2 protein-coding genes are annotated in these 1,384 nt (G+C 61.6%); both read left to right on the top strand.

Annotated elements, in window-relative coordinates; translation table 11 throughout:
• On the top strand, positions 1-349 hold a 349-nt coding region (tnpB, locus tag Q668_RS16415), incomplete at its 5' end, for an IS66 family insertion sequence element accessory protein TnpB (RefSeq protein WP_227498389.1).
• 75 nt (positions 350-424) lie between these two features.
• A partial coding sequence (gene tnpC, locus Q668_RS16410) for an IS66 family transposase (protein WP_022990717.1) occupies positions 425-1,384 on the top strand: 960 nt, incomplete at its 3' end.

Here is a 1,384-nt window from a genome sequence, read left to right as displayed (position 1 = left end):
GGGATCTGTTGGGATGATCCGCATTGATGAGATCTGGCTGGCCACCGAACCGCTGGATATGCGGGCCGGACCCGACAAGGCCCTGGCGCGGGTTATTCAGGTATTCGGTTCGGCTAAACCCCATTGCGCCTACCTGTTCGCCAACAAGCGAGGCAATCGGATGAAGGTGCTGATCCATGATGGCCTGGGCATCTGGTTGTGCGCCCGCCGGCTGAACCGGGGCAAATTCCACTGGGGCGAAACCTGGCGTGGTGACCAACTGCGCCTGACCGAGGAACAGTTGTCTGCCTTGGTTCAGGGCCTGCCCTGGCAGCGCATTGGCGCGGAGGGCGTCATCTGCATCCTGTAATCACAAGTGCTGTGATGCCGCTATAGCCAGAACCGCGAATCGCCTGCCGAACAGAGACTTGGCATACTAGGCGGCATGACTCAGCGCCCCGATATCAACCAACTCTCAGCCGATCAGCTCCGCGCTCTGGCGACGGAACTGATGGACTCTCTGGACGCCAAGGATCAAGCCTTGGGCTGGAAGGAGCGGGAGTTGGTGCGCCGCAATGCCATCATCGAGAAGCTGACCCACGAAGTCGCCATCCTCAAACGTCACAAGTTCGCCCGCCGCAGTGAGCAACTCGATGCCGTTCAGGGCAAGCTCCTGGACGAGCTGATCGACAGCGACCTGGCTGCCATCGAAGCCGAGCTGGACCAGGCGATGACTGAGGAGCAGAAGGCCGCTCGACCCAAGCAGAAGCCTAAGCGCACCCCGCTGCCACCGGAGCTGCCCCGTACCCTGATCCACCACGAACCGGACAATACCCGGTGCCAGTGTGGCTGCCAGCTCAAGCGTATTGGCGAAGACATCAGCGAGAAGCTGGATTACGTCCCGGGCGAGTTCACGGTGGAGCGCCACATCCGGGGCAAGTGGGCCTGCGAGCAGTGCGAGACCTTGATCCAGGCACCGGTACCACCGCAGGTGATCGACAAGGGCATCCCCACCGCCGGCCTGCTGGCTCAGGTGTTGGTGGCCAAGTACGCGGACCACCTGCCACTGTACCGTCAGGAACGCATCTTCGGCCGTGCCGGCCTGGAAATACCCCGTTCAACACTCGCCGAATGGGTCGGTGCCTGCGGTGTGCAGTTGCAGCCCCTAGCAGATGCGTTGAGAAACGCCTTGCTGGAACACAACGTTCTGCACGCCGATGAAACGCCGGTCAGCATGTTGGCTCCGGGTAAGAAGAAAGCCCACAAGGCCTACGTCTGGGCTTACTGCACCACACCGTTCTCGGACCTGAAAGCCACCGTTTACGACTTCGCCCCAAGCCGGGCGGGTGAACACGCCCGTACCTTCCTGGGTGACTGGCAGGGCAAATTGGTCTGTGACGACTAC

The sequence above is a fragment of the Marinobacter sp. ES-1 genome (genome assembly GCF_000475255.1).
GTDB lineage: Bacteria > Pseudomonadota > Gammaproteobacteria > Pseudomonadales > Oleiphilaceae > Marinobacter > Marinobacter vinifirmus.
Note: the sequence above shows the minus strand (reverse complement) of the source record. Positions and strands in the feature narration are given on the sequence as shown.